The organism is Microbacterium sp. HSID17254, assembly GCF_003989315.1.
Classification (GTDB): domain Bacteria; phylum Actinomycetota; class Actinomycetes; order Actinomycetales; family Microbacteriaceae; genus Microbacterium.
Map to the genome: position 1 here is coordinate 92,329 of NZ_RBLT01000001.1, position 23,972 is coordinate 116,300.

General features: G+C 71.5%; 24 protein-coding genes and 1 pseudogene. 19 read left to right on the top strand and 6 right to left on the bottom strand.

What is annotated here, in order from left to right; all coding sequences use genetic code 11:
* Nucleotides 1–14: 14 nt before the first annotated feature.
* The 10 genes and pseudogenes from D8M34_RS00440 to D8M34_RS00480 all read left to right on the top strand — a co-directional run bounded on the left by D8M34_RS00440 (nucleotide 15) and on the right by D8M34_RS00480 (nucleotide 8,623).
* Nucleotides 15–1,058, top strand: a complete 1,044-nt coding sequence (locus D8M34_RS00440; protein ID WP_126892911.1) for an agmatine deiminase family protein — start codon at nucleotides 15–17, stop codon at nucleotides 1,056–1,058.
* Nucleotides 1,055–2,776: an amidase gene (locus D8M34_RS00445; RefSeq protein ID WP_126892912.1), complete on the top strand. Its 1,722-nt coding sequence runs from the start codon at nucleotides 1,055–1,057 to the stop codon at nucleotides 2,774–2,776. Before D8M34_RS00440 ends, D8M34_RS00445 begins: the two co-directional genes overlap by 4 nt.
* Nucleotides 2,773–3,876: a C45 family autoproteolytic acyltransferase/hydolase gene (locus D8M34_RS00450; RefSeq protein ID WP_202976243.1), complete on the top strand. Its 1,104-nt coding sequence runs from the start codon at nucleotides 2,773–2,775 to the stop codon at nucleotides 3,874–3,876. Before D8M34_RS00445 ends, D8M34_RS00450 begins: the two co-directional genes overlap by 4 nt.
* Before the next feature lie 19 nt (nucleotides 3,877–3,895).
* Complete coding sequence (locus tag D8M34_RS00455) at nucleotides 3,896–5,539, top strand: amidohydrolase (protein ID WP_126892913.1); 1,644 nt, start codon at nucleotides 3,896–3,898, stop codon at nucleotides 5,537–5,539.
* 69 nt (nucleotides 5,540–5,608) lie between these two features.
* A pseudogene (locus tag D8M34_RS19720) lies at nucleotides 5,609–5,911 on the top strand (cytosine permease); the annotation flags it as partial.
* 118 nt (nucleotides 5,912–6,029) lie between these two features.
* Nucleotides 6,030–7,073, top strand: a complete 1,044-nt coding sequence (locus tag D8M34_RS00460) for a cytosine permease (protein WP_274543238.1) — start codon at nucleotides 6,030–6,032, stop codon at nucleotides 7,071–7,073.
* An 85-nt stretch (nucleotides 7,074–7,158) separates the two neighbouring features.
* A complete protein-coding gene (locus D8M34_RS00465; protein WP_062764551.1) occupies nucleotides 7,159–7,509 on the top strand; it encodes a hypothetical protein in 351 nt (116 codons plus the stop codon).
* A gap of 8 nt (nucleotides 7,510–7,517) precedes the next feature.
* A complete protein-coding gene (locus D8M34_RS00470; protein WP_202976244.1) occupies nucleotides 7,518–7,973 on the top strand; it encodes a DUF6389 family protein in 456 nt (151 codons plus the stop codon).
* Between the two features lie 120 nt (nucleotides 7,974–8,093).
* Nucleotides 8,094–8,411 (top strand): hypothetical protein, encoded by a 318-nt coding sequence (locus tag D8M34_RS00475; protein ID WP_062764545.1) that lies wholly within the window; start codon nucleotides 8,094–8,096, stop codon nucleotides 8,409–8,411.
* A complete protein-coding gene (locus tag D8M34_RS00480; protein ID WP_062764542.1) occupies nucleotides 8,411–8,623 on the top strand; it encodes a DUF2188 domain-containing protein in 213 nt (70 codons plus the stop codon). The genes D8M34_RS00475 and D8M34_RS00480 overlap by 1 nt, the downstream gene beginning before the upstream one ends.
* A gap of 3 nt (nucleotides 8,624–8,626) precedes the next feature.
* On the opposite strand, the gene D8M34_RS18715 is transcribed toward D8M34_RS00480, so the two are convergent.
* Both D8M34_RS18715 and helR read right to left on the bottom strand, forming a co-directional pair.
* The gene (locus D8M34_RS18715) at nucleotides 8,627–8,785 is read right to left on the bottom strand and encodes a hypothetical protein (RefSeq protein WP_153244972.1); all 159 of its coding nucleotides are present in this window, start codon (nucleotides 8,783–8,785) and stop codon (nucleotides 8,627–8,629) included.
* Between the two features lie 43 nt (nucleotides 8,786–8,828).
* Nucleotides 8,829–10,958, bottom strand: coding sequence for an RNA polymerase recycling motor ATPase HelR (gene helR, locus D8M34_RS00485; protein WP_231729466.1), 2,130 nt, complete (start codon nucleotides 10,956–10,958; stop codon nucleotides 8,829–8,831).
* 128 nt (nucleotides 10,959–11,086) lie between these two features.
* Between helR and D8M34_RS00490 the strand changes: the two genes are divergently transcribed.
* Nucleotides 11,087–11,668, top strand: a complete 582-nt coding sequence (locus D8M34_RS00490; protein WP_062764536.1) for an NADPH-dependent FMN reductase — start codon at nucleotides 11,087–11,089, stop codon at nucleotides 11,666–11,668.
* Nucleotides 11,669–11,685: 17 nt separating this feature from the next.
* Here D8M34_RS00490 and D8M34_RS00495 read toward each other — a convergent pair whose 3' ends face one another.
* On the bottom strand, nucleotides 11,686–12,549 hold the full coding sequence (locus D8M34_RS00495) for a DUF72 domain-containing protein (RefSeq protein WP_062764533.1): 864 nt from the start codon (nucleotides 12,547–12,549) through the stop codon (nucleotides 11,686–11,688).
* Between the two features lie 84 nt (nucleotides 12,550–12,633).
* Here D8M34_RS00495 and D8M34_RS00500 point away from each other — a divergent pair, with 84 nt between their 5' ends.
* Nucleotides 12,634–12,849, top strand: coding sequence for a hypothetical protein (locus D8M34_RS00500; RefSeq protein WP_025105121.1), 216 nt, complete (start codon nucleotides 12,634–12,636; stop codon nucleotides 12,847–12,849).
* A 388-nt stretch (nucleotides 12,850–13,237) separates the two neighbouring features.
* Complete coding sequence (locus D8M34_RS00505) at nucleotides 13,238–13,618, top strand: hypothetical protein (protein WP_025105120.1); 381 nt, start codon at nucleotides 13,238–13,240, stop codon at nucleotides 13,616–13,618.
* Between the two features lie 33 nt (nucleotides 13,619–13,651).
* On the opposite strand, the gene D8M34_RS00510 is transcribed toward D8M34_RS00505, so the two are convergent.
* The 3 genes from D8M34_RS00510 to D8M34_RS00520 are packed head-to-tail and all read right to left on the bottom strand — an operon-like array spanning nucleotide 13,652 to nucleotide 19,442.
* Nucleotides 13,652–17,107: an error-prone DNA polymerase gene (locus tag D8M34_RS00510; RefSeq protein ID WP_062764530.1), complete on the bottom strand. Its 3,456-nt coding sequence runs from the start codon at nucleotides 17,105–17,107 to the stop codon at nucleotides 13,652–13,654.
* Nucleotides 17,107–18,642: a DNA polymerase Y family protein gene (locus D8M34_RS00515; RefSeq protein ID WP_025105118.1), complete on the bottom strand. Its 1,536-nt coding sequence runs from the start codon at nucleotides 18,640–18,642 to the stop codon at nucleotides 17,107–17,109. Before D8M34_RS00515 ends, D8M34_RS00510 begins: the two co-directional genes overlap by 1 nt.
* Nucleotides 18,639–19,442: a hypothetical protein gene (locus D8M34_RS00520; protein WP_062764527.1), complete on the bottom strand. Its 804-nt coding sequence runs from the start codon at nucleotides 19,440–19,442 to the stop codon at nucleotides 18,639–18,641. The genes D8M34_RS00515 and D8M34_RS00520 overlap by 4 nt, the downstream gene beginning before the upstream one ends.
* Nucleotides 19,443–19,572: 130 nt before the next feature.
* On the opposite strand from D8M34_RS00520, the gene D8M34_RS00525 reads away from it, so the two are divergent.
* The 6 genes from D8M34_RS00525 (at nucleotide 19,573) to D8M34_RS00550 (ending at nucleotide 23,960) form a co-directional block, all read left to right on the top strand.
* Nucleotides 19,573–20,043, top strand: coding sequence for a prepilin peptidase (locus D8M34_RS00525; RefSeq protein ID WP_025105116.1), 471 nt, complete (start codon nucleotides 19,573–19,575; stop codon nucleotides 20,041–20,043).
* Nucleotides 20,044–20,090: 47 nt separating this feature from the next.
* Nucleotides 20,091–20,306, top strand: coding sequence for a hypothetical protein (locus D8M34_RS00530; protein WP_025105115.1), 216 nt, complete (start codon nucleotides 20,091–20,093; stop codon nucleotides 20,304–20,306).
* Nucleotides 20,299–20,910, top strand: a complete 612-nt coding sequence (locus D8M34_RS00535; RefSeq protein WP_062764524.1) for a CYTH domain-containing protein — start codon at nucleotides 20,299–20,301, stop codon at nucleotides 20,908–20,910. The genes D8M34_RS00530 and D8M34_RS00535 overlap by 8 nt, the downstream gene beginning before the upstream one ends.
* A 62-nt stretch (nucleotides 20,911–20,972) precedes the next feature.
* Nucleotides 20,973–22,130 (top strand): type III polyketide synthase, encoded by a 1,158-nt coding sequence (locus D8M34_RS00540; RefSeq protein WP_062764521.1) that lies wholly within the window; start codon nucleotides 20,973–20,975, stop codon nucleotides 22,128–22,130.
* Nucleotides 22,127–22,852: a methyltransferase domain-containing protein gene (locus D8M34_RS00545; RefSeq protein WP_126892914.1), complete on the top strand. Its 726-nt coding sequence runs from the start codon at nucleotides 22,127–22,129 to the stop codon at nucleotides 22,850–22,852. Before D8M34_RS00540 ends, D8M34_RS00545 begins: the two co-directional genes overlap by 4 nt.
* Nucleotides 22,839–23,960 carry an FAD-dependent oxidoreductase gene (locus D8M34_RS00550; protein WP_126892915.1) on the top strand — a complete coding sequence of 374 codons (1,122 nt, stop codon included), beginning with the start codon at nucleotides 22,839–22,841 and terminating at the stop codon, nucleotides 23,958–23,960. The genes D8M34_RS00545 and D8M34_RS00550 overlap by 14 nt, the downstream gene beginning before the upstream one ends.
* Nucleotides 23,961–23,972: the final 12 nt, after the last annotated feature.

Genomic DNA, 23,972 nt, shown 5'->3' on the forward strand with positions numbered 1-23,972 from the left:
GCAAAGGAGATGACATGGGCTGGCGGATGCCGCACGAGGGCGATCGGCACGTACGCACCTGGATGGCGTTTCCGCGCGTGGGCGTCACCCTGGGCGACGGTGCTGCTTGGCGCGACACCGCGTACCGCGCGTGGACCGACGTCGCCCTGGCGATCGCCGAGTTCGAACCGGTGACGATGGTCGTGGACCCGACCGAGATGGCGCGGGCGCGGGACATGCTCGGCTCGGCCGTCGAGATCGTCGAGTCGCCGCTGGACGAGTTCTGGATGCGCGATTTCGGCCCGACCTTCGTCCTCGACGACGATCGGCCAGGCGTCCTCGGCGCGGTCGACTGGATCTTCAACGGCTGGGGTGCGCCCGCATGGGCCGAGTGGCAGGTGTCGGCCGACATCGCACGCATCGTCGCCGCACACGTGGGAGCGGAGCACATCAGCTCGGTGCTCGTGAACGAGGGCGGCGGTATCCACGTCGACGGCGAGGGCACGGTGCTGCTCACCGAGACGGTGCAGCTCGACCCGAACCGCAACCCCTACGCCGACAGAGGCCGCGTCGAAGCCGAACTCGCACGCACGATCGGCGCGACCAGAGCCATCTGGCTGCCCCGAGGCCTCACGCGCGACTACGACGAGTTCGGCACCAATGGGCACGTCGACATCGTCGCCGCGTTCGCCGCTCCGGGCCGGGTGCTGCTGCACCGCCAGGACGACGCGGGACACCCCGACCACGTCGTCACGCGGGAGCTGAGGGCGTTCCTGCAGGACCAGACGGATGCCGCGGGCCGCCCGCTCGAGATCATCGACGTCCCGGCCCCCGAGACCCTCCGCGACGACGACGGCTTCGTGGACTGGAGCTACATCAACCACCTCATCGTGAACGACGCCGTGATCGCGTGCGGGTTCGGTGAGGACGCCGCTGATGCCCGTGCGCGGGACATCCTCGGAGCCGCGTACCCCGGGCGACAGATCGTGACCGTCGACGCGCGCCCGATCTTCGCGCGCGGCGGCGGCATCCACTGCATCACCCAGCAGCAGCCGGCAACGAGCGAGGCGCCCGCATGATCGACGTGGTCGACGCATCCATCGCGGACCTGCGGCGAGCACTCGAGTCCGGTGCAGCGACGAGCGTCGCGCTGGTGCAGGCCTATCTCGCCCGCATCGACGCGTACGACGCACCCGGCACCGAGACCGCACTCAACGCGGTCGTCGTCCGCAACCCCGACGCCCTCGCCGAAGCCGCGGCGTCCGATGCCCGCAGGGCGGCCCGGCACTCGCTCGGCCCGCTGGACGGCATCCCGTACACGGCGAAGGACAGCTACCTCGTTTCCGGGCTCACCGCGGCATGTGGATCCCCGGCGTTCGCGGATCTGGTCGCGCAGCGGGACGCGTTCACGATCGAACGGCTCAGGGCCGGCGGGGCGATCTGCCTCGGGCTGACCAACATGCCGCCGATGGCGAACGGCGGGATGCAGCGCGGTGTGTACGGACGGGCGGAGAGCCCGTACAGCGCCGACTGGCTGACCAGTGCATTCGGATCCGGCTCCTCCAACGGATCGGGCACCGCGACCGCCGCGAGCTTCGCGGCCTTCGGACTCGGCGAGGAGACCTGGTCGAGCGGTCGGGCACCGGCGTCGAACAACGCCCTCTGCGCATACACGCCCAGCCGCGGCGTCATCTCGGTGCGCGGCAACTGGCCGCTCGTGCCCACGATGGACGTCGTGGTGCCGCATACCCGTACGATGGCCGATCTCTTCGAGGTGCTCGACGTGATCGTCGCCGACGACGCCGACGTCCGCGGCGACTTCTGGCGCGCCCAGCCGTGGGTGCGTATTCCTGCGGCATCCGAGGTGCGTCCGGCGTCGTACCGCGACCTCGCCGCGGCCGACCCTCGTTCCGCTCTTGCAGGCCGGCGCTTCGGCGTGCCGCGCATGTACGTCAATGCCGATCCGGATGCCGGCACCGGCACCACCATCGGAGGCGCCACCGGGCAGCGCATCGTGACCAGGGCGTCCGTCATCGACCTCTGGGAGCAGGCGCGCCGAGACCTCGAAGACGCCGGCGCCCACGTGGTCGACGTCGACTTCCCGGTCGTCACCAACTACGAGGGCGACCGCGCCGGGGCGCCGACCGTGCGCACCAGGGGACTGGTGTCCGAGCGGTTCCTGCGCTCCGAGATCGAGGATCTCTCTGCCTGGGCGTGGGACGACTTCCTGCGCGCGAACGGCGACCCCGCGCTCGATCGGCTCGAACTCGTCGACGGCGCGAGTATCTTCCCGCATCCGGGAGGCGCCCTCCCGGATCGCTACACCGGCTTCGATGACGAGATCGCCGGGTATCCGGCCTTCATCCGCGAGCGCCCGTACGCCTCATTCACCGACATCCCGCATCTCCAGGAGGGTGTGCGCGGGCTCGAGGAGACCCGTCGCGTCGACCTCGAGGAGTGGATGGACGCGCTCGGCCTCGACGCCGTGATCTTCCCCGCCGTCGCCGACATCGGCCCCGCCGACATGGACGTGAACCCGGCATCCGCCGACGCCGGTTGGCGCAACGGGGTGTGGGTCGCGAACGGAAATCTCGCTATCCGTCACCTCGGCATCCCGACCGTCACGGTGCCGATGGGCACGACGGCAGACATCGGGATGCCGGTGGGGCTGACCATCGCGGGCCGCGGCTGGGACGACACCGCCCTGCTGCGCCTCGCCGCCGCGTTCGAGGCGACCGGCGAGCGCCGCACGGCACCGCCGCGCACTCCCGCTCTTCCCGGAGAGGAACTCTCGTGACGTCGCCCTTTCCGCGCCCGGAGCGGCGCTTGCAGATCACGGCCGATGCCTCGGATCCGCTCCAGCGCGGCGTCGAGCGCGGCATGCAGCTGCGGGAGACTCTGCCCGGCACGATCGACGCGTATGATCGGCTCTTCCGCCTCGGCGCCGTCGACGAGAAGACCGTGCGCGACGACGCCGAACGGCTGCTCGACGCGGTCGACGCCCATCGTCCGGCGCTGCGCGCGCAGATCGAGGGCATCGCCGCCGGTGCGGACGCCGAGATCTGGCGCGTCGCCGCATTGAACGGCCGCACGGAGATCCTGTCCCGCAGCGTCGCCGTACCGCCGGGAGAGTGCTCGACCATCGTGCGCTCGATGCGCGATGCGGACGGCCGCGCGCGCACCCTCGGCGTGCAGACGTGGGACTGGCACATGGAGATCGCGCCGTACTGGCACACGATCATCTCGCGCGGCGGCGTCCACGACTACGCCGGGCTCACCGAATGCGGCATCCTCGGCAAGATCGGCCTGAACAGCGCCGCCGTCGCGCTGCACTTCAACATCCTCGGGCACCGGTCCGACCGGCCCGAGGGCATGCCGATGCACGTGCTCGCCGCTCTCGTGCTCGAGGAGGCCTCCAGTGTCGCGCACGCCGTCGAGCTGGTGCGCGAGGCGCCGGTCACGAGCTCGGGCTCGTTCGCGCTCTTCGACGCCGCGGGCGACGCGGTGCTGCTCGACATCAGTCCCGAAGGCGTGTTCTCCGCGCCTGCCATCACCGAGGGCACCTGGCTGCGCACGAATCACTTCCTCACCGAAGCGCCGGCGGCGCACGAGAAGACCTGGCTGTACCAGCCCGACTCCGGTCTGCGATGGGAGTTCCTGCGAGACCGACTGCTGTCCGTCGGCGCGCCGACGGATGCCGAGCAGCTGCGCGCGATGCTCGTGACCGGCGACGGCGAGCCTCCGGTGACCTGCGTACCCGACCTCGCGCTTCCGATGGGACAGCGGTGGGCCAGCCTGGCCACCGTCGTGCTCGACCCCGTCGGTCGTCGGGCCGACGTGCTCGACGGCACTCCGGCTGAAACCGCCACCCGCCCGCATCTGGCGCTCGCGCTCTGACCCGATCGAAGGGACCACCATGACCGACACCGCCACCGTCTATCGCAACGCCACCGTCTTCGACGGGCTCGCGGATGCTCCGGTGCAGTCCGCGTTCGCCGTGCGCGGCGATCGCATCCTCGCTGTCGGCACGGAGACGGAGATCCGCTCCGCGGCAGGGGAGGGTGCCGCGGTCGTGGACCTTGACGGGGCCTTCGTGATGCCCGGTGTCATCGAGGCGCACGCGCATCTGGCGATGTTCGGCCACGCGCAGGGCAAGGTGCAACTCCGCGACTGCACCTCGGTGGCACAGATCCAGCAGCGGCTGCTCGAGGCGCGGGCGATGAACCCGGACGCGACGATCATCGAGGGCGTCAGCTGGCTGTTCGACGCTCTGCCTGACGGCGTCACCCAGCCGACCGCGGCGATGATCGACGAGGTGATCGACGACATCCCGGTCTTCCTCGACGCGAACGACCTCCACAGCAGCTGGGTGAACACAGCCGCGCTGCGCGCTGCCGGAATCGACCGCGACACCGTCGACCCGATCGGCGGCCAGGTCGTGCGGGACGGCGACGGAGAGGCGACCGGGTTCCTGCTCGAGACCGCGGCCATGGATCTGCTCGCGGACTATCTCGACGGCATCCGGACCGAGGAGGAGGTCGACGGCCACCTGGAGCTCGCCTTCGCCGCGTATCTGGCGGCCGGCGTCACCGGTGCCGCCGACATGGGGATGACAGAGCAGTCGATGGCGGCGCTGCGGCGTCGGCTCGACCGCGACGGTCGGCTGCCGTTCCCGGTCACCGCGCACTGGTGGCTGAGCTCCACCGGCGACCCGGCATCCGATCTCGCCCAGGTCGAGCGTGCGGTCCAGCTGCGTGACGAGCTCGAGGCCACGGGCACGCCATGGCTGAAGGTCGTCGGAGTGAAGTTCATCCTCGACGGCGTGATCGACGCGTGCACCGCCGCGATGGTGCGCCCGTACGCCGACGGCTCGAACGCCGACCCGATCTGGAGCCGCGAGGCCGCGACGCCGGTCGCGATCGCCGCCGACCGCGCCGGCCTGCAGCTCGCGATGCACGCGATCGGAGACGCGGCGAGCGCACTGGCCGTCGACCTCGTCGAGGCCTGTGAGCGGGCGAACGGCACCGGCACCGCCCGCCGCCCGCGCATCGAGCACCTGGAGTCGGTCGCGCCCGAGACAGTCGCACGGATGCGCGCGCACGGCATCGCGGCATCCATGCAGCCGGTGCACTGCGACCCCGCCATCCTGGACAACTGGATGGCGATGCTCGGAGATCAGCGCGCCGAGGACGGCTTCCCGTGGAACTGGTTCCGCGACGTCGATGTTCCCATCGCGCTGGGTACCGACGCCCCCACCGCACCCCACGAGGCTCTGCACAACCTGTTCATCGCGATGTCCGGGCGATCCTCGATCGACCGCGCGCTGCCGCCGTACCACCCCGAGCGTGCGTTCACCGCCGCGCAGGCACTCGCTGCGGCGACGTCCGGCGCGGCCCACGTCGGTGCGATCGACGACGCCTACGGCCGGATCGCGCCCGGTTTCTTCGCGAACGTCGCCGTGCTGGACATCGACCCGCTGTCCGCGCCGACCGACGACCTGCTCACCGGTGCCGTGCTGCTCACCCTCGTGCACGGCGAGGTCGCCTACCGGCGGCCATGAGCTCCCGCTCCTGAATCCCGAACGCCCCCTGCAGTGACGCAGGAGGGTGCCCGTCCTGGAAGGACCGTCATGTCCGACACATCCGCCATCCCCGCTCCTGGTGCCGTCGCGCCCGGATCCGAATCCGACTTCGTCGACTCCGCGAGCACCCCCGAGACGCGGGGCATCGAACTCATCACCGACGCCCAACGACACGGGAGAGCGCGCGATCTGTTCTTCGTCTGGAGCGCACCGGGCGTGAGCGTGCTGAACATCACGGTCGGCGCCTCGATGACGCTCGTGCTCGGCCTGGAGATCTGGCAGGCGCTGCTCGTGATTCTGGCATCGAGCGCGCTCGCTCTGTTGCCGGGTATCGTCGCCATCTCCGGACCGGCAGCCGGCACCTCCGGCTCGGTGGTCCAGCGAGCGATCTACGGCATCCACGGCAACAAGATCGTCCATCGCGTTCTACGGCTGGTTCATCTCGGGCGTCTTCCTCGCGCTGAACTGGGTGGCGGCGTCATTCATCGGCGGCGAACTGCTCGTGCGGTGGGGCTTCCCCGATCCGATCGCGGCATCGATCCTGGTGGCGGTCGTGGTCTCGACGATCACCGTGGTCGTCGCCGTGTACGGTCACGCCCTCATCCTGAAGGCCTACCTGGCGATCTCGATCGGGCTGTTCGTGATCTTCGCACTCGTCATCGGCTTCATCGCCCCCGCGCTGGATGGGGGATTCGCGCAGCCCGAACCGATCAGCGGGCTGCCGCTGTGGGTGAGCGTCACGATCGCGTTCGCGTTGATGGCATCGTCGCCGCTGTCGTTCAGCAACAGCGCCGACATGGCCCGTTATCTGCCACGCGACACCAAAGCGTCCGGCATCATCGGCGCGACCGCGCTGGGGCAGCTCTTCCCCGCGGTGCTCATCACCGCCTTCGGCGTCGTGCTGGGCGGCTCCATCGGGCCGGACAGTCTCGCGAACGGCATCGAGTACTCCCTGCTCGAGAAGCTGCCGGTGTGGCTCGCACCGCTGTTCGTGCTCGGCGTCCTGGTGAACTGCATCTCGCTCAACGGCATGACGACCTACACGGCGAGCATGGCGCTGCAGTCGATCGGCGTGCCGATCCGCCGCATCCCCTCCGCGATCCTCATCGGTGCGCTCGGCTGCGCGTTCACGATCGTGCTCGTCGTGGCATCCGACCTGATCAGCGCCGTCAACCTGATGCTGCAGTTCCTGCTGATCATCTCCGTGCCCACGATGGGCGTCTACGTCGCCGACATCGTCCTGCGCCGCAACCGGTACTCCGGGACCGACCTGTTCGACGAGCGGCCCGGCGGCAGGTTCTGGTACACCGGCGGCTTCGGCATCCCGGGTCTCGTCTCCGTGGTCGCCGGTGGCTTCGCCACCGCGATGTTCCTGTCGACGACGGTGTGGACCGGCCCGCTCGGCGCGGCGCTGGGCGGGCTCGACCTCTCGGTGCCGGTCGGACTCCTGGTCTCGATCGGCCTGTACGCCGTGCTCGCAGGACGGACGGTGCGCACGCAGATCGGCGATTGAGCCGGAGGCCGCCGCTTTCCGTCCGCCGCGGTGGAACGGGTCAAGGGGGTGCGACGCCACAGCCTCGCGTCCTAACGTCGGAGTCATGGCTATCGAACTGAACCGACCGGCGCTGAAGCTCGCGCGTTCCCTCGTCCGCGACGGCAAGGTCGTGCGGGACGAACGCGACGACTGGTCAGAGGCGGCGCCCAGCGCCGAAGAAGAGAACCGCTTCATCGACGAGCACGGGTGGACGGAGTTCGCCCACTGGCATCTCGGCATCGACAAGAGCGAGAACCTCGAGACGAAGAAGGCGTACAGCTTTCCGTTCGGCGACTTCCGGAAGGTGCGTCGTTCCGGCGTGATCTCGGGGGAGAGCCGCGCCGGGCAGTATGACCACACGGAGATCAGGGACGAGCTGCGGAAGCTCCTCGAGCTCATCGACTCCGAGGCCTGACACCTTCCATGAGCGCTCCGGAGACAGCAGAGCAGGCGGACGGCACCGAGCCCTACGCCCGCGCCCTGCGAACCGTGCTCGACCGGGAGAGCGAGCGCGTCGCCGCCGCGCTGGGTGCCCTACATCGGGCCGCCGTCGAAGCGGAGAGCGGTGTGGAAGCGATCCTCATCGACGTCTTCGTCGACCAGGACGGCGAGGGCCCCTTCGACGTCTGGGCGCGGTTCGACGGGGCCGACGCCTTCGACCTGGACCGGCGGTTCGACGACCAGCGCCACCTGTTCGGTGTGGAGTGGACCGCGGACGGCTGGGAGCCCGCGGTGCCCTCGCGCCCGCGCGGATGGACGCGGGATCGCCTGGAGGAAGCCGTCCTCGTGGTCGTCGCCGAATGGATAGAAGGCCTGCTCCCGGCCGGCGCGAGGGAGGGCCTCTTCTGGGTGGGTGCTCCCGATCTCGGCTACGCCTGACCCGCTCCTGACCGTCCCATCCGGCTCCGGAACCTAGCTGCTCGGCGAGGTCTCCTCAAGCCCCTCGGCCACTCTGATTCCAGCCGGGAGACTGGGGGCAGCCCGATCGAAGGAGGAGACATGGAATCGACACCCGACGACGTCGGCGGTCAGCCGCTGCGCGACGGCGACGCGACCACCGAGGCCGACCCGAGCAACGATCCCGCGCAGGCGGAATGGGAGCGCACGGAAGCCCTCGACGACGGTGCGGCACCGGAGGATCTGGAGGCGTCGACCGCCACCGGCCGTGATCCCGACGAGATCCCCGACCCCGACGATGAGGTGCCGGCGGAGGACCTGCCGGGTTCCGCCCCGCAGCCCGAGAGCCAGGGGGAGGACCCGGTCCTCGCTGATCTCGGCGAAGAAGGTCAGGGCGACCTGGGGCCGGGGGACGTCTGATGGCCATCACGACGATCGTCACCCGGTCGAAGAACGGGCAATGGGTCAACGAGGTGGACGGCGCCCCCGAACTCTCTCGCAGCTACACCAGCCGCGACGAGGCGATCGAGGAGGGGGAAGCCCTCGCGGCGGAGCACGGTGCCCGCCATGAGATCGAGCACAGTGAGCCGACGGGCACGATCACCGACGGCGGCGCACCCGACGACGCCTGATCGTCACCGCCGCGGCGTGAACTCGTCCGGAGCCTCCGGCTCCTCGACATCCTGCGGCTGCTGGAGGTGTCCGCATTCCGGACACCTCCAGCCGCCGTGGATGGCGAGCATCACGACATCGTCCTCAGGGCAATGCGGTGCCGCCCCCTCGCCGTTCGTCATCGCCCCAGGCTAGAGCTCCCGGTCCGTCGGGACCAGGGGGTGCTCACCGCAGGATGACCAGTTCTCGGGTCGCGCGGGTCATGGCGACGTAGCGGTCGACCGCTCCCGTCCGGCCCTCGCCGAGCGCCTCCGGGCGCACCAGGACGACGAGATCGAACTCGAGTCCCTTCGCCCCTTCCGGGCTCAGCGCGCGCACCCGGGGCCGCGGAGCGAACCCCGGGTCGCCGATGACGGCGGCGACTCCCTCCGGGTTCGCTGCGAGCCATTCCGCCACCACCTCGTCACGCTCGACGGCGTTCCCGTGCCGGACCGGAATGCCGCTCTCCCGCACGGACACCGGGACGTTGGCATCGGGCAGGGCCTCGAGGATACTCGGTGCGGCGACCGCCATCACCTCCGTGGGCGTGCGGTAGTTCACCCGGAGCGAGGAGACCCGGACGTTCCGCAGGCCGAGGCGTTCCAGACGCTCACTCCACGACTCCGTGAACGCCCTCCGTGCTTGGGCTCTGTCGCCCACCACCGTGAAGCTGCGGGACGGACACCGTGCGATCAAGGTGCGCCACTGCGCGTCGGTGAGCTCCTGTGCCTCATCCACGACGATGTGCCCGAACGGGCCGGCGAGCTCGTCCGGGGGGAGCGGAGGAGGAACGTCCGCTCCGGCGAGCACGGTCCGCGCGTCGGCACCGCGCAGGATCGACATCACCTTCATCTCGCTGTCATCGCTCTCGACGAGGTGGTCGACCACGGCGGACATCTGCTCCCGCGCCGCCGCGGCCGCGACCTGCCGGCGGTGCTGCTCCCGCACGGCCTCCGGGTCGCCCAGCCGACGGTGCGCGGCATCGAGCAGGGGAAGGTCGGCGTCCGTCCACGGCGCCCCCTCTGCGCGGTGCAGCAAGGCGAGCTCCTCCGCCGGGAGATCCGGCGCGCACCGGGCGAGCAGCGCCGGAGACGCCCACAGGGCGGCGACCACCGCCGCCGGAGAGAGCAGCGGCCACGCGCGTACGAACGTCGTCGTGAGATCGTCGTCCTGCCGCAGCCACCGACGGACGGAGGACTCCGGGACCTCGGGATCGCGAACCTGGTCCACCAGCATCTCCAGCACCTCCTCCCACACCTCGTCACGAGCCTCGTTGTGCGGCGACGCGGGATCCGCACGGGCGAACAGATCGGCCCAGTCCTCTCGGCTCACCCAGAGATCGGCCCACGGCGCCTCGAGGCGGAGCGCGTGCAGCGGCGGCCGGGTCAGGGCGGAGATCGCCGCGGCGAGCACCTGCTCCGGGTCGAGGCGCTGCTTGACCTCAGCCACGCGGGGGTCCGCCTCCGGGATGGCGCCCGCCCCCTCGGGAGTGAGATCACGCAGAGTGCACAGCCGCACCGTGTCCTCGCCGAGGCTCGGCAGCACGTCCTCGACATAGCCGAGGTACTGCGGGTTCGGTCCCACGAGCAGCATGCCCCCGGCGCCGGTGGTCAGCCGCGGCTCGGCATACAGGAGGTGCGCCGCCCGGTGCAGCGCGACGACGGTCTTCCCGGTGCCGGGGCCGCCGTCCACGACCAGAGCGCCGGGCGAAGGGGCGCGCACGATGGCGTCCTGATCCGCCTGGATCGTCGCCAGCACGTCCCGCATGCGCCCGGTCCGGTGTGCGTCGAGGCTCGCGAGAAAAGCGGACTGGTCGTCGAGGGAGGCGGCGCCGTCGAGGCCCTCCGGCGACAGCGCCTCGTCCCAGTAGTCCGTGATCCTGCCTCGGTTCCACCGGTACCGTCGCCGGGAGAGGAGGCCCCGGGGGTCTTCCCAGGTCGCGGCGAAGTACGGTTCCGCTGCCGGAGCCCGCCAGTCGACCAGCAGGCGGGTGCCGTCCGCATCGGACACCCCGGCGCGACCGATGTACACCGGCGGTCCGGCCGCGGGGGTCATCCGGCCCAGGCACATGTCGATGCCGTAGCGCTCCCGCAGGCGCAGCGTCGCGCTGAGGCGGCGGATCTCCAGGTCGCGATCGACCGCCGTGACGCCCGCGTCGGCGGCCTGCCGGCGCACGAGGGCGAGACGAGCGGTCAGGGCGTCCTGTTCCCGGGACAGAGCGGCGCCGAGGCGCCGGAGGTGGGCGCGGTCGGCGGCGACGAGGTCGTCTGCGGATTTCGCCGCGTGGTCGTCGGACAGATCAAAGGGGTCGAGCACGGGACATCTCCTTCGCGAGGGCATGCGGGGGCACGCGAGCCGTCGATTCTGCCTCCCGAGGGGGGCCTTGTGGCAAGCCCCCACCCCGGCGATATCCTGGAGATGCACGGAGACGAGGGGACCTCACCATGACCCATCGGATCGGCTACCTCATCGGCAGCCTCGCATCGGACTCGATCAATCGCGTCCTGGCCACGGCGCTCGTTCGGCTCGCCCCGCCGGACCTCGAACTCGTGGAGATCCCGATCCGCGACCTCCCCCTCTACAACCGCGACGACGAGCTCGAACCCGTCGCTGCGGTCACCGCGTTCAAGAGCGCGATCGAGGAGGCGGACGGTCTGCTGCTCGTCTCGCCGGAGTACAACCGCTCGATCCCCGGGGCACTGAAGAACGCCATCGACTGGGGCTCGCGACCCTGGGGTCACAACTCGTTCGCACGCAAACCCACCGGCATCATCGGCGCCTCGACGGGAGCCATCGGCACCGCGGTCATGCAGTCGTCGATGCGGAGCGTGCTGAGCTTCCTCAACGCGCCGCAGCTGAACGCCCCGGAGGCGTACATCACGTTCCGGCCCGAGGTCTTCGGCGCCGACGGTCAGGTGCACGACGCCGACACCGAGAAGTTCCTCGCGCACTACATGGAGGAGTACGCGGCGTTCGTCGAGCGGGTGCTGTCGCTCACCGCTCCGGGTCACGTCGGCGACCGGTAGCCGCCGCGCTCGCCGCGTCAGGAAGGCGCGTCCGCCACGAGCGCGCTCAACGCCAGGGCGTCGTGAGGCGCGTGCCCGCGGGCGTCGTTGTCGAAGTACACGAAGACGTCGCGTGGTCTCCCGTCGTCGGCGCCGGTCCCGTCGGCCCACCCGCGGATGAGCGCCGCCCACTCCCGCAGCTCGGTCTCGGTGTAGGCGCTGTGATAGAGCATCTGCGCGCCGTGGAGACGGATGTAGACGAAGTCCGCGGTGAGGGCATCGAATCGCGGCCATTTGCCTGCGGTGTCGGCGATGACGAGGGAAACCCCGTGCTGCTGCAGGAGCCTCAGGCTCGAGGGGTCGGCGAAGGAATCGGAGCGCGGTTCGAGGGCATAGCGGAGCGGGCGGTCGGCATCGATCTCCAGCCACGCCCGGTCCTGCAGCCGCTCGTCATGCCGCCGGGCGAGCGCGAGAGCGTCGGCCGTCGTCCGGGGAAGCGCGTCGAAGAAGGACTCCAGGAGCTCCGGGTCGAAGCGCTGGCGCTCGGGGAGCTGCCACAGGATCGGGCCGAGGCGGGGACCGAGGGCGAGGACGCCCGACGCGAAGAAGTTCGCCAGTGCCTGCTCGACGTTCCGCAGTCGCAGCATGTGGCTGACGTAGCGTGAGCCCTTGACCGCGAACACGAAGTCGTCGGGAACGCTCGCGCCCCACCGGCGGTAGCTCTCGGGCCGCTGCAGGGAGTAGAACGAGCCGTTGAGCTCGACGGTGGGGAACTGCGATCCGATGTGCTCCAGCTCTCGACGCTGCGGGAGGCCGCGCGGGTAGAAGTCGCCGCGCCACCGGGCGTACCGCCACCCGGAGACGCCGATGCGTACCCGGCCCTGCGTGCTCTTCCTCTTCATGGCCGGCTCCGTCGGGTCAAGCCCCTTGCCGCTGTCGTGCGGCCTCGGCAGGCTGGAGGCATCCACACCGAAGGAGGACGAGCCATGTCGCTCAATGACCATCCGATCGACGATGTGAAGCCCGAGGCCGACCTGCAGGAGCAGGAGCGGCTTGCCGAGGAGGTTCCCGAGGATCCGGAAGCGCCGACCCCCGCGGCGCCGGAGCTGCACCCCATCGAGGCGGACCCGGCGGACGCCGCGGAGCAGCGCATCGAAGTGCCGCTGGATGAGGACGGCCTCGACGAGCCCGCCGACGACTGACGGCCTCCGGCAGCAGGTGCGCCGGGGCGGCGTTCGAGACAGGGGAGAGGCGTCATGACGAACGACCGTAGCCCGAGCGGTGCGCTCCCTCGCCGGGGTTGACGCTCAGCGGGACGATGGCTAGCCGCGGGGTATGCCCTCTCGACGGGACCGCCCCAACCCGGTGCTGCCGAGAGGGCTCACCGTCCTACCCGGACGGTTGGGGAGGCGGCGAAGTCTCGCTGTCTCTACGGCCGATCCCCCAGAGATTCAGCCGGTAGCCCCCGCTACGAAGAGCAGAATATCCCTTAATCCTCTTGTCCGCCATTTGGGGGACAAAAGTTTCTTCGAAAATTCTGCTCGGCTCCCGGCCCTGTCGCCGATACGGACCGTTCCGTAGGGTGGGGACATGGACAGGATGCTCGTCTTCGCCGGTCAGGTCGCACTCCCGGTCGGGCACCGGGTCGAGGTCTCCGAACTCGTCGACCCCCAGACGCAGGAGCCCGTCGTCCTCTCGCTGCTCGACCTGGACACCGGTATCCGCTACCGCCGCGCCGAGGAGCCCCGAGCTGAGGTGACGCACTGGATTGGCCGTGTCCTCGACTGCACGGTGGCGGTGGGCGTCGCTCCGCGGACGTCGCTGCTCATCGACCCCATCGGGCCGTCGGCCAGCGGCGCGGGCATCGCTCTGCGCGGCGCGGATGCGGCGGTCAACGCGGCCAAGGCCGAGGCGGATCGCTGGGGTGGATCGGACCGTCCCCCGCCGGAGGAGCCCGAACGCTTCTGGTGACCGCCGGAGGCCGGGGCCCCTCCCGCACCGGGGTCATCGGAAGTCCCGCGAGCGGTGCATGACCCCCGTGCGGAGGTCTTCGAAGGCGTCGGCGAGCACATTGACGACCCCCTCCGGGGAGCGCTCGAGGATGCCGCGGATGATGAGCGCCGGGGACTCCCGGGCGATGCGACCGAACCGGCCCCAGACCCCCGTCGAGCAGATCACGTTCACCAACCCGCTCTCGTCCTCGAGGTTGACGAAGGTGACGCCGGCGGCCGTGGCGGGGCGCTGTCGATGGGTGACGAGACCGGCCACCTCGACGCGTCGTCCGGTCTCGTGGCGCTGCAGGTCTGCGGCCGTCAGGACGCCGCGAGCCCGGAGGTCGTCGCGGAAGTGCGTCATCGGGTGGTCGTCGGTCGAGATGCCCGTGGCCCAGAGATCGGCCGAGAGGCGCTCGTAGCTGGTCTGGTCGGCGAACAGCGGCGGCTGCACCGCCACCGTGGTCCCCGGGAGGAATCGGGCGCGGTCTTCCGCAGCGGCCCCGGCGAGCCAGATGGCCTCCCGGCGCTCCAACCCGAGGCACGCGAAGGCTCCGGCGGTGGCGAGGGCCTCCAACTGCGCGGCCGTGGCGTCGGTCCGGCGCACGAGGTCGTGCAGATCGCGGTAAGGGCCGTGCGCTTCCCGCTCGGCGACGATGCGCTCTGCCATCGGCACTCCGATCCCGCGGATGCCGCTGAGCCCCAGGCGCACCGCGTACCGTCCGTCCCGCCGGTGCGCCGCGGACTCGTCCGGTGCGCTCCGGTCGAACCGATGCACGGGCGGCTGCGGGTCGGCCAGGCAGTCGTCCCTCCCGGTCGTCCCTGCGGCGTCGGGCGTGAGGGGTTCGAGGGTCTCGGTGGCGCCGGAGAGGTGGAGATCCGGGCGCCGGACCTCCACGCCGTGCCGACGGGCATCCGCCGTGAGGGTCGCGGGGGAGTAGAAGCCCATCGGCTGCGACCGCAGCAGGCCCGCGAGGAACGCGGCCGGATAGTGCAGCTTCAACCATGAGCTCGCGTAGACGAGCAGGGCGAAGGACAGCGAATGGGACTCCGCGAAGCCGAAGTTCGAGAACGCCTGGATCTGCGCGTAGATCCGGTCGGCGGCCTCGTCGACGAGCCCGCGGCGGGCCATCCCGGCGTACAGCTTGTCCCTGACCTTCTCGATCTTCTCCAGACCCCGCTTCGACCCCATCGCCCGGCGCAGCAGGTCGGCCTCGTCGGCCGTGCAGTCCCCGACGGCCGTGGCCATCTGGATGAGCTGCTCCTGGAAGATGGGGATGCCGAGTGTCCGCTCGAGGATGTCCTCGAGGTCGCTGTGCGGGTAGGGGATGGGGAACTCCTCCGGGGGCTCGCCCCTGGCCTCCCGTTCCCGGTTGGCCTCGTCCACCTTGTCCTTCGCCATCTTCCGACGGACGAACGGGTGCACGGCGCCGCCCTGGATGGGCCCGGGGCGGATGAGGGCGATCTGGATGGCGAGGTCGTAGAAGCGCCGCGGCTGCAGCCGCGGGAGCAGCCCGATCTGCGCGCGGGACTCCACCTGGAAGACGCCGATCGAATCGGCCCGACAGAGCATGTCATAGACGCCGGCCTCCTCCTTCGGCAGGGTCTCCAGCGTCCACTCCTCGCCCGTCGCCTCCCGGACTAGGTCGAAGCAGTGCTGCAGCGCCGCGAGCATGCCCAGGCCGAGGAGGTCGAACTTCACCAGCCCCATGAAGGCGGCGTCGTCCTTGTCCCACTGGATGACGGTGCGGTCCTCCATGCGGGCGTGCTCGACCGGCACCACCTCGCCGACCGGCCGGGCCGTGAGGACCATGCCGCCCGAGTGGATCCCCAGGTGCCGCGGAGCCTTCAGCAGCTCGGCTGCGTAGTCGAGCACGGTCTCGGGGATGTCGTGGCCCTCGACGGGTTCGAGTCCCGATCCCCAGCCGTCCACCTGCCGCGACCAGGAGTCCTGCTGCCCCGGGGAGTGCCCCAGGGCTCTGGCCATGTCGCGGACCGCGTTCTTCGGACGGTACTGGATGACGTTCGCCACCTGGGCCGCCCGCTCCCTGCCGTACTCCCGATAGACCCACTGGATGATCTCCTCCCGGCGCCGTGAGTCGAAGTCCACGTCGATGTCCGGCTCCTCCGTGCGGGTGGTGGCGAGGAAGCGCTCGAAGGGGAGACGGTAGAGGATCGGATCGACCGCGGTGATGCCCAGCAGGTAGCAGACCGCGCTCGCCGCCGCGGAACCCCGGCCCTGGCAGAGGATGCCGCGTCGCCGGGCTTCCGCCACGATGCCGTGCACGATGAGGAAGTATCCGGGGAAGTCCTTCTCCTCGATCACGTCGAGCTCGCGGGCGATGCGCCGACGGCCGTCCTCGTCCAGCCGCGGATACTTCGACGGAACCGCCTCCCAGACCAGGTGCCGCAGCCAACTCATCGGGGTGTGTCCCGTCGGCACGTCCTGGCGGGGGAGGGCCGGGCGCGCCATCCGAAGTGGGAAGGCCGAGGCCGCAGCCAGCTCCAGGCCGTGCGAGATCGCACCGGGGTACCGCCGGAAGCGCGCCGTCATCTCCGCGCCGCTGCGCAGGTGCGCGCCGCCATGGGCCGGGAGCCAGCCGTCGAGCTCGTCCATGCTCCGGACCGCGCGGACCGCGGCCACCGCCTCGGCGAGAGGGGCCTGATCCGGGCGGGCGTAGTGCACGTTGTTGGTCGCCACGACGGGCAGCCGCATCCGGCGGGCGAGGTCGGCCAGGGCGTCGTTCCGCCGGGTGTCCAGCGGATCGCCGTGGTCGAAGAGCTCGACGGCGATGTTGTCGCGTCCGAAGAGGTCGACGAGGTGGCGCAGCGGCGCGGCGGCGTCCCCGGCCTCCAGCCCCTGCCGTACCGCCCCCTTGCGGCAGCCGGTGAGGATCGTCCAGTGCCCGTCGGCGGTCGCCGCGAGCTCGTCGAGGTCGTAGACCGGGCGTCCCTTCTCTCCGCCGCGGAGCTGGGCCGCGGTGATCGCCCCCGACAGGCGGTGGTACCCCTCGAGGCCCCGGGCGAGCACGAGCAGATGCGTGCCCGGCGGGTCGGCGGCCCCCTGCGGAGCGGAGGGCAGATCGAGGGAGAGCTCGGCGCCGTAGACGGTCTGCAGCCGCAGCTCCATGAGCTCCGCCAGCTCGGCGAAGCGCGCGGCGCCGTAGAACCCGTCGTGGTCGGTGAGCGCGAGCGCGCTCAGGCCGAGACGCTCGGCCTCCGCGAGCAGATCCTCGGGGGAGGACGCCCCGTCGAGGAAGGAGTAGGACGAGTGCGCGTGCAGCTCGGCATAGGGCACCGCCTCTTCCGGGCGCTCCGGGAGGATCGGGGGGACGAGCTTCCGCGGACGACTCACCGGTCCGGGATCCGGGCGGAGTCCCCGCGGTGCGGAGGTCGCTTCGGGCGTGGGCTCGCCGCTGAGGGTGCGCTCGAGCTGATCCCAGGTCAACGGCGGATTGTGCCAGCCCATCAGCGGTACCTCCCCTCGGCCCACCAGCGCTCGCCGGCCAGGAAGACCAGCCAGGCGCGGTCACGGTCGTCGACGATCTGGAGCCGGTGGCCTCGTTTGCCGCCGCCCGTGCTCCACCGCCGCTCGTGCACGGGCCACGGCCCGGCCCAGGCCTGCACGGTCGCCCCGTCGATGCGGGCGGGGTCATGCGTGAGGGCGCCGCGATCGTCGACGTCGATCGTGCTCCCGTCCGCGGCGACGACGCCGATGGGGCGCGGTGGGCGGAACACCTCGGAGGGGAGAGGGTCGGGGAGGCTCCCCGGCCAGGGGGACCGTGGATCACGAGGCGGGACCGGGCGTTCGCCCCACGGCGTGAGCACCTGACGATCGGCGAGCCAGCGCCCTCCGGAGAGGGCGGCGGTGACCACGCCCTGATGCCCCAGCATGGTCTGCACCCGGGAGACCGCGTGATGCAGTCGCTCATCGGTACCCGAGCCGAAGAGCCCCGGTTGGTGGTGGGCCGCATCATCCACCGCGACGGGGAGGAGACGGGCGGCCACGATGCCCCCGAATGCCCTCGCCTCGTCGACGGGCGCGCTCGCGGTCAGGGCGGCCAGCGCCTCCAGCTGCCAGCGCACGCGGTCCACGAGGTCGGCGGCGTCGAAGCTCGTCGGGTGCAGCCAGGTGCGGGAGTGGACGGCGCCGTCGTCGTCGGTCAGGTCGATCCGCACCTCGGTGCACACGAGCGACGCGTCCGCCAGGGCGAGCATCACGGCATCGGCGGTCTGCCGCACGGCGAAGGCCACCTGGTCGGTGCCCCCGAGAGGGGACTCGAACTCGATGGTCCTGGCCAGTTCGGGGTCGGGCGGCCGGGGAGCCAGGGGCCGGGAGTCGGCGCCGGCGGCGAGGGCCTGCAGGCGGGCACCATGCTCGCCGAAGCGGTCGCGGACGTCGAGAGGGGCGAGCGCGGTGAACTCGCCGAGAGTGCGCACGCCGAGGCGGAGGAGGAGATCGCTGATCTGCTCGTCGCGGAGCACCTGCACGGGGTAGGGGGCCAGGAACTCCCGGGAGCCGCCCGGGGGCACGACCGTGCAGGACGCCGTTCCTCGGGCCGCGATCTCGGCGGTGAAGGGTCCGTCGGCGACGCCGACACGCACTTCGGGGAAGCCTGCAGCGGCGAGGACCGCGGACAGGGCTGTCGCCGCCTCGGTCTCCCCGCCGTGATAGCGGGCGATGCCGCGGGCGCGCAGGATCGCGAGGCCGGGGCGCAGCAGCGTCACACCCGGGGCGTGCTTCTCGATGAGCTGCAGCACGGGGACGAAGGCGCGTTCGTCCTTCTCGGCGTCGTGGGGGAGGACCTGCAAGGAGGAGAGGAGGCCCTGGGCGACGCGGCGGCGCTGGCCGATGCGGACGCCGTGTGCGCGGGCCGATGCGGTGCAGGCGACGACCGTGTTCGCCTGCACCAGGGCCGTCGGCGGGTGCGGGCCTCCGCCCAGCACCGCTCGCAGCGGCCAGTCGGGGAACCAGAGCACGAGGACGCGGAGCGGGGCGTTCATCCTGCCTCCGCCCAGAAGAGGAGGTCGGACGACCCGGCCACAGCATCGTCTGTCGCCACGGCGCTGCCCGTCGCAGAGGGAGCGAGCGGTGGCAGAGCGGTCAGCTCCGCGGCCGCGGTCTCCACGGCTCCGTGTCCGCCGGGCAGTCGGACGCGCACGCTCGAGGCGCGAGGGCTGTGCCTGGTCCGCGCCGTGACCGTCACCGTGCAGTCCGAGAGCAGCCCCCACCCCTCGCCGAGCCCATGCCAGTCCGGGTCGTGGAGCCGGATGGTCCCCTCGCTCTGCGCCCAGCGCCCCGCACCCGGTTCCTCCGCCACGAGCAGCGTGGACCCGCGGTCGCGCAGACGGGCACTGAGCCGGGACACATCGGCGTCGCGTGCCCTCGTCGTGGGCTGCACGACGATCAGGGGCACCACCTCGGCCAGCGCGGATGCGACGGCGAGCCAGCGGTTTCCCGGGTCGGGGACGAGGATCAGGCGGCTCAGATCGATGCCGTAGGCGGCGGCGGCCTCGACCCCCAGGGTGGGCATGCCGATCACCGCGCACCAGTGCCCGCGGCCGGAGGAGGCGCTGAGCAGGGCGAGCACGAGGGCGGGCGAGGGGGAGACGGTGTACGAGGTTCCCGTCTGCAGTCCCTCGTCCGGCAGCAGCGCGGCGAAGGCGGGATCGAGGGGGAGGAGGGTGTGCTCGCTGCGCCGCCGCTGCATCCGGCTGATCTCGCGGCGCAGTCGCAGGACCTCTCCGGCGCGGGTATCGCTGGTCGGAGAGAGCGCGGTCATCGCATCGAGCCCGATCCCCATGTGTCCATCCTCGAAGATATGTACGAATAAAGCAAGTGACGCGACTGACGCTAGTTCGTACATCCGACATCGCCCTCCGGGTTGTCCACAGGGCGCTCCGCGCCGTCCCGGATCTCCCTACCCTGCCGGGATGGACATCCGTCTCGCCCTCCTCGGCCTCGTGCACGGCGGCCTCCTCGCGATCGGCATCCTGCTGACCGTGATCGATGCGCGCACACACCGGCTCCCGAACCGCATCGTGCTGCCGACCCTGTTCCTGCTGCTCCTGGCGGCGGTCGCCGACGCCGTCGTCACCACCGACGCCGCCGCTCTGGGGCGGGGCCTGCTCGGAGCCCTCGTGCTCGGCGGCTTCTATGCGGCCCTGCGGCTGCTCAGCCGGGCGGGCATGGGCGGAGGCGATGTGAAGCTCGCCCTGGTGATCGGGCTCGTCCTCGCCTGGCACGGCTGGGGGGCCTTCCTCCTCGGCGCGGTGTCCGCCTTCGTGCTCGGAGCGGTCTACGCGCTCGTGCTCCTCGCCGCGGGCCGGGCCGATCGGAGGACCCGCATCGCCTTCGGGCCGTGGATGATCGCGGGGGCCGTCCTCGGCGTCCTCGGCGGCTGACCGCGCAGGTCGCCCCGAATGGGGGAGGGCGGCGCTACCCTGGGCACATGGCACTCGCGCGACTTCACGGCGGCCCGCTGGACGGGCAGATCATCCCCCTCGACGACGATGCGGACGACAAGCTGATCGTCCCCTACAGCGAGACGCAGGTGGTCTACAACCGCCGCGGCGAGCCGCAGAACACGGGAGAGGGCGACGGCCCCACCGAGATCGACTACTGGTTCGAGGAAGCCCTCGAAGACCTCACGCTCGAGGATGACTGAGCCCTCTCGCACCGTCGAGGTCGAGCGCAAGTACGACGTCGACGACGGGACGCCCCTGCCCGACTGGACGGCGATCCCCGGCGTCGATGCGGTCTCGCCCGGTGAGCATCGCGCTCTCGACGCCCGCTACCTGGACACCGCGGACGGAACGCTGGCCCGTGCCGGCGTCGCGGTGCGCCGTCGTTCCGGGGGACCGGACGAAGGCTGGCACATCAAGGGCCCGCGGCAGGGCGACGGCCGGGTCGAGCAGGGCTGGCCCCTCGGCGGCGAGGATGTCCCGACGGCGGTGCGCGCGGTGATCGCCGCCTGGACCACTGCGCCGCTGGAGCCTCTCGCACGCATCGAGAACGACCGAACGGCCTACCTCCTCACCGGACCGGACGGCGTCGTGGCGGAGTTCGTGGACGACCACGTGCGCGCGACCGACCTGCGCAGCGGGACTCGCCGAGCCTGGCGGGAGTGGGAGGTCGAGCTCGGCCCCGCAGGCCCCTCCGACGACGCCGGTCGTGCGGCGTTCTTCGCGGCGATCGAGCGTGCGGTGCACGCCGCCGGCGGCCGTGAGGCGGGCTCCGATTCGAAGCTCGCCCGGGCTCTCGGCTTCTAGGCCGCCGACTCCTCGGATGCAACCCCTTTCCGCGTGCGGTCGCAGGGTGGTTGAGTGACCACATGAGTCGACCGCCCGTGCTCCGATCGCTGCAGACGATCGTCCCCGAGACCGTCCTCGTGCAGGAGCAGGTGCGCGACGTCTTCGCCGCCCAGCCCGGCCTGGGACGGCTGGCGCAGCGCATCGTGGCGACGTCGTTCAACGTCTCCGGCATCGACACGCGCCACACCGTGATCGCGGAGCTGGCCGACGACGCCTCCCCGGACGACCCGTTGTTCTACGATCGCGTCTCCGGGCAGCTGCTGGCGCCGGGTACGAGGGCACGCAACGACGTCTACACGCGCGAGGCCTCCCGTCTCTTCGTCGAGGTCGCGCGCCGCGCCCTCGAGGCGGACCCCGACCTGAGCCCGGCGGACGTGACGCACGTCATCACGGTCTCCTGCACGGGCTTCCACGCCCCGGGCCCCGAGTACGAGATCGTGCGCGAGCTCGGCCTGTCCGACGCCGTCCAGCGCTATCACTTCGGCTTCATGGGGTGCTACGCCTCGATGCCGGCCCTCCGCGCCGCCGGCCAGTTCTGCGCGGCCGACGAGAACGCCGTCGTCCTCGTCGTCAGCGTCGAGCTGTGCACCCTGCACCTGCGGTCCTCCGAGGACCCGGACACCATCGTCGCCTCCTCCCTGTTCGCCGACGGGGCGGCCGCCGGGATCGTGACGGCACGGGACCTTCCCACGACCGTCCCCGCGCTCCGGCTCGACGGCTTCCACACGGCGATCGTGCCGGAGGGCGTGGACGACATGGCCTGGACGATCGGCGACTCCGGCTTCGAGATGATCCTCTCCACCGCCGTCCCGCAGATCATCGGCGAGTCGATCATCGGGGCACTCGCGCCGCTCTACGGGCGGGAGGACGGCTTGGCGGAGGCCTTCGCCGCCGGGCGGGTGGGCGACCGGGTGCGCCACTGGGCGATCCACCCCGGCGGGCGGAGCATCCTCGATCGCGTGCAGGAGCGGATGGCGCTGAGTGACGGGCAGCTGCGACCGGCGCGGGAGACGCTCCGGGAGTACGGGAACATGTCGAGTGCGACCGTGCTGTTCGTACTGAAGCGCATCCTCGAGCAGGAGGATGCGGAACCCGGCGACCGTGTGGCGGCGATGGCCTTCGGCCCGGGGCTCACCGCCGAGAGCGCGCTGCTGACCGTCGTCGCACCCGCACCGTGAGCGTGGATCTGTCGGCGCGCGCCGTCGACCTCGTCGAGCTCATGGACGACCCCGCCGCCGACGAGGAGGCGCTCGGTCGCACGTACGGGCGCTTCAGCGCCGTCAACGCGGTCGTCTCCCGCCCCGGGCGGCTGTATCGGCGGGACATCCGCCCGCGGGCGGTGGCCGGGCGTCCGCTGCGCATCCTCGACATCGGTGCCGGTGGGGGAGACCTGTGCCGCGACCTCGTCCGGAGACTGCGACGCGACGGCCTCCGCGCCGACATCACCGCTCTGGACGCCGACGAGCGTGCGATCCGCTGGGCCTCGGCGCACGACGACGGCGCAGGCATCCACTATCGCCATGCGCTCTCCGGCGACCTCGTGGCGGCGGGCGACACCTATGACGTCGTGCTCTCCAACCACGTCCTCCACCACCTCGACGCCGCAGCACTGCACGCGGTGCTCGACGACTCCCGTGCGCTGGTGGGTGACCGAGGACTCATCTCCCACCACGACATCGCCCGCAGCCGCCTGGCCTACGGGGCGTTCGCGGCAGGAACCTGGCCGTTCGCGCGGAACCTCCTCGCCGGGTCCTTCATCCGGGTCGACGGTCTCCTGAGTATCCGCCGCTCGTACACGCCGCAGGAGCTCGCGGCCGTCGCCCCGCCGGGCTGGGAGGTGCGCTCGCACCTGCCCGCTCGTCTGGAGCTGCGCTGGGAGGGTGGGGATGGTCGACCATGACGTCCTCGTGGTCGGGGGCGGTCCGGTCGGGCTGCTCCTCGCCTGTCTCGTCGCGCAGGACGGTCGTCGGGTGCGCGTATGCGAGCGTCGCGCCGCGCCCGGCCTGCAGACGCGGGCGATCGGGATCCATCGTCCGGGGCTCGATGCCCTCGACGCCGCCGGAGTGGGCGCCGACGTCCGCTCCGCGGCGCTCCGCCTGTCGAGCGGCGAGGTCCGCAGCCGCGGGCGACGGCTCGCCGCCCTGACCTTCCCTCCCGAGCGTCCCATCCTCACGCTGGCGCAGCCCCGCACCGAGGAGCTGCTGCGCGACCGCCTGCGGACGCTGCGACCCGATGCGCTGCAGTTCGGCTCCGCCGTCCGGTCCGTCCAGGACGACGGTCCGCTCGTCCGGGTCGGGATCGACGGTGAGCACGGGCCCGTCGAGGAGACGGCGTCGGTCGTGGTGGTCGCCGACGGTGTGCGGAGTCCTCTGCGGGCGGCGTTCGGCGCCGGCTGGGGTCGGCGGTCGGGGAGTGCCGGCTACGCGATGCTCGACGTCGACGATCCGCAGGCCGACGATCGCGCCGTGCTGTACTTCGAGCCGGACGGTCTCGTCGAGTCCTTCCCGCTGCCGGGTGGACGGCGCCGCTGGGTGGTGCGCGAAGACGGCGACCGGACGGTGGCGTCCGCCGGCGAGCTGGCGGACATCGTCGGGCGCCGGACGGGGAACCTCCTCGACGTGGACCCCGCGGCGGCGGTCTCGTCGTTCCGCGCCGCTCAGCACGCGGCTCGACGGCTGCACCGCGGACGGATCGTCCTGCTCGGGGACGCCGCGCACGAGGTGAGCCCCATCGGTGGTCAGGGCATGAACCTCGGCTGGGCGGATGCGCTCCGGCTCCGGGACGCGTTGCGCCGGACCGACCGGGGCGCCGTCCCCGTCCTGGACGGCTTCGCCCGGGAGGTCCAGCGGACCGCGCGGAAGGCGCATCGTCGTTCCGCGTTCTTCATGGCGATGGGTGCTCCGGCGATCGCGCCGGTCGTCGCCGCGCGGGAGGGCCTGGTCGGCGTGCTCGGCTCCTCAGCGCTGCGCGGGTGGACGACCGGCCTCATCACCATGCGCGGTCTGTGACGCGAGAAGGCC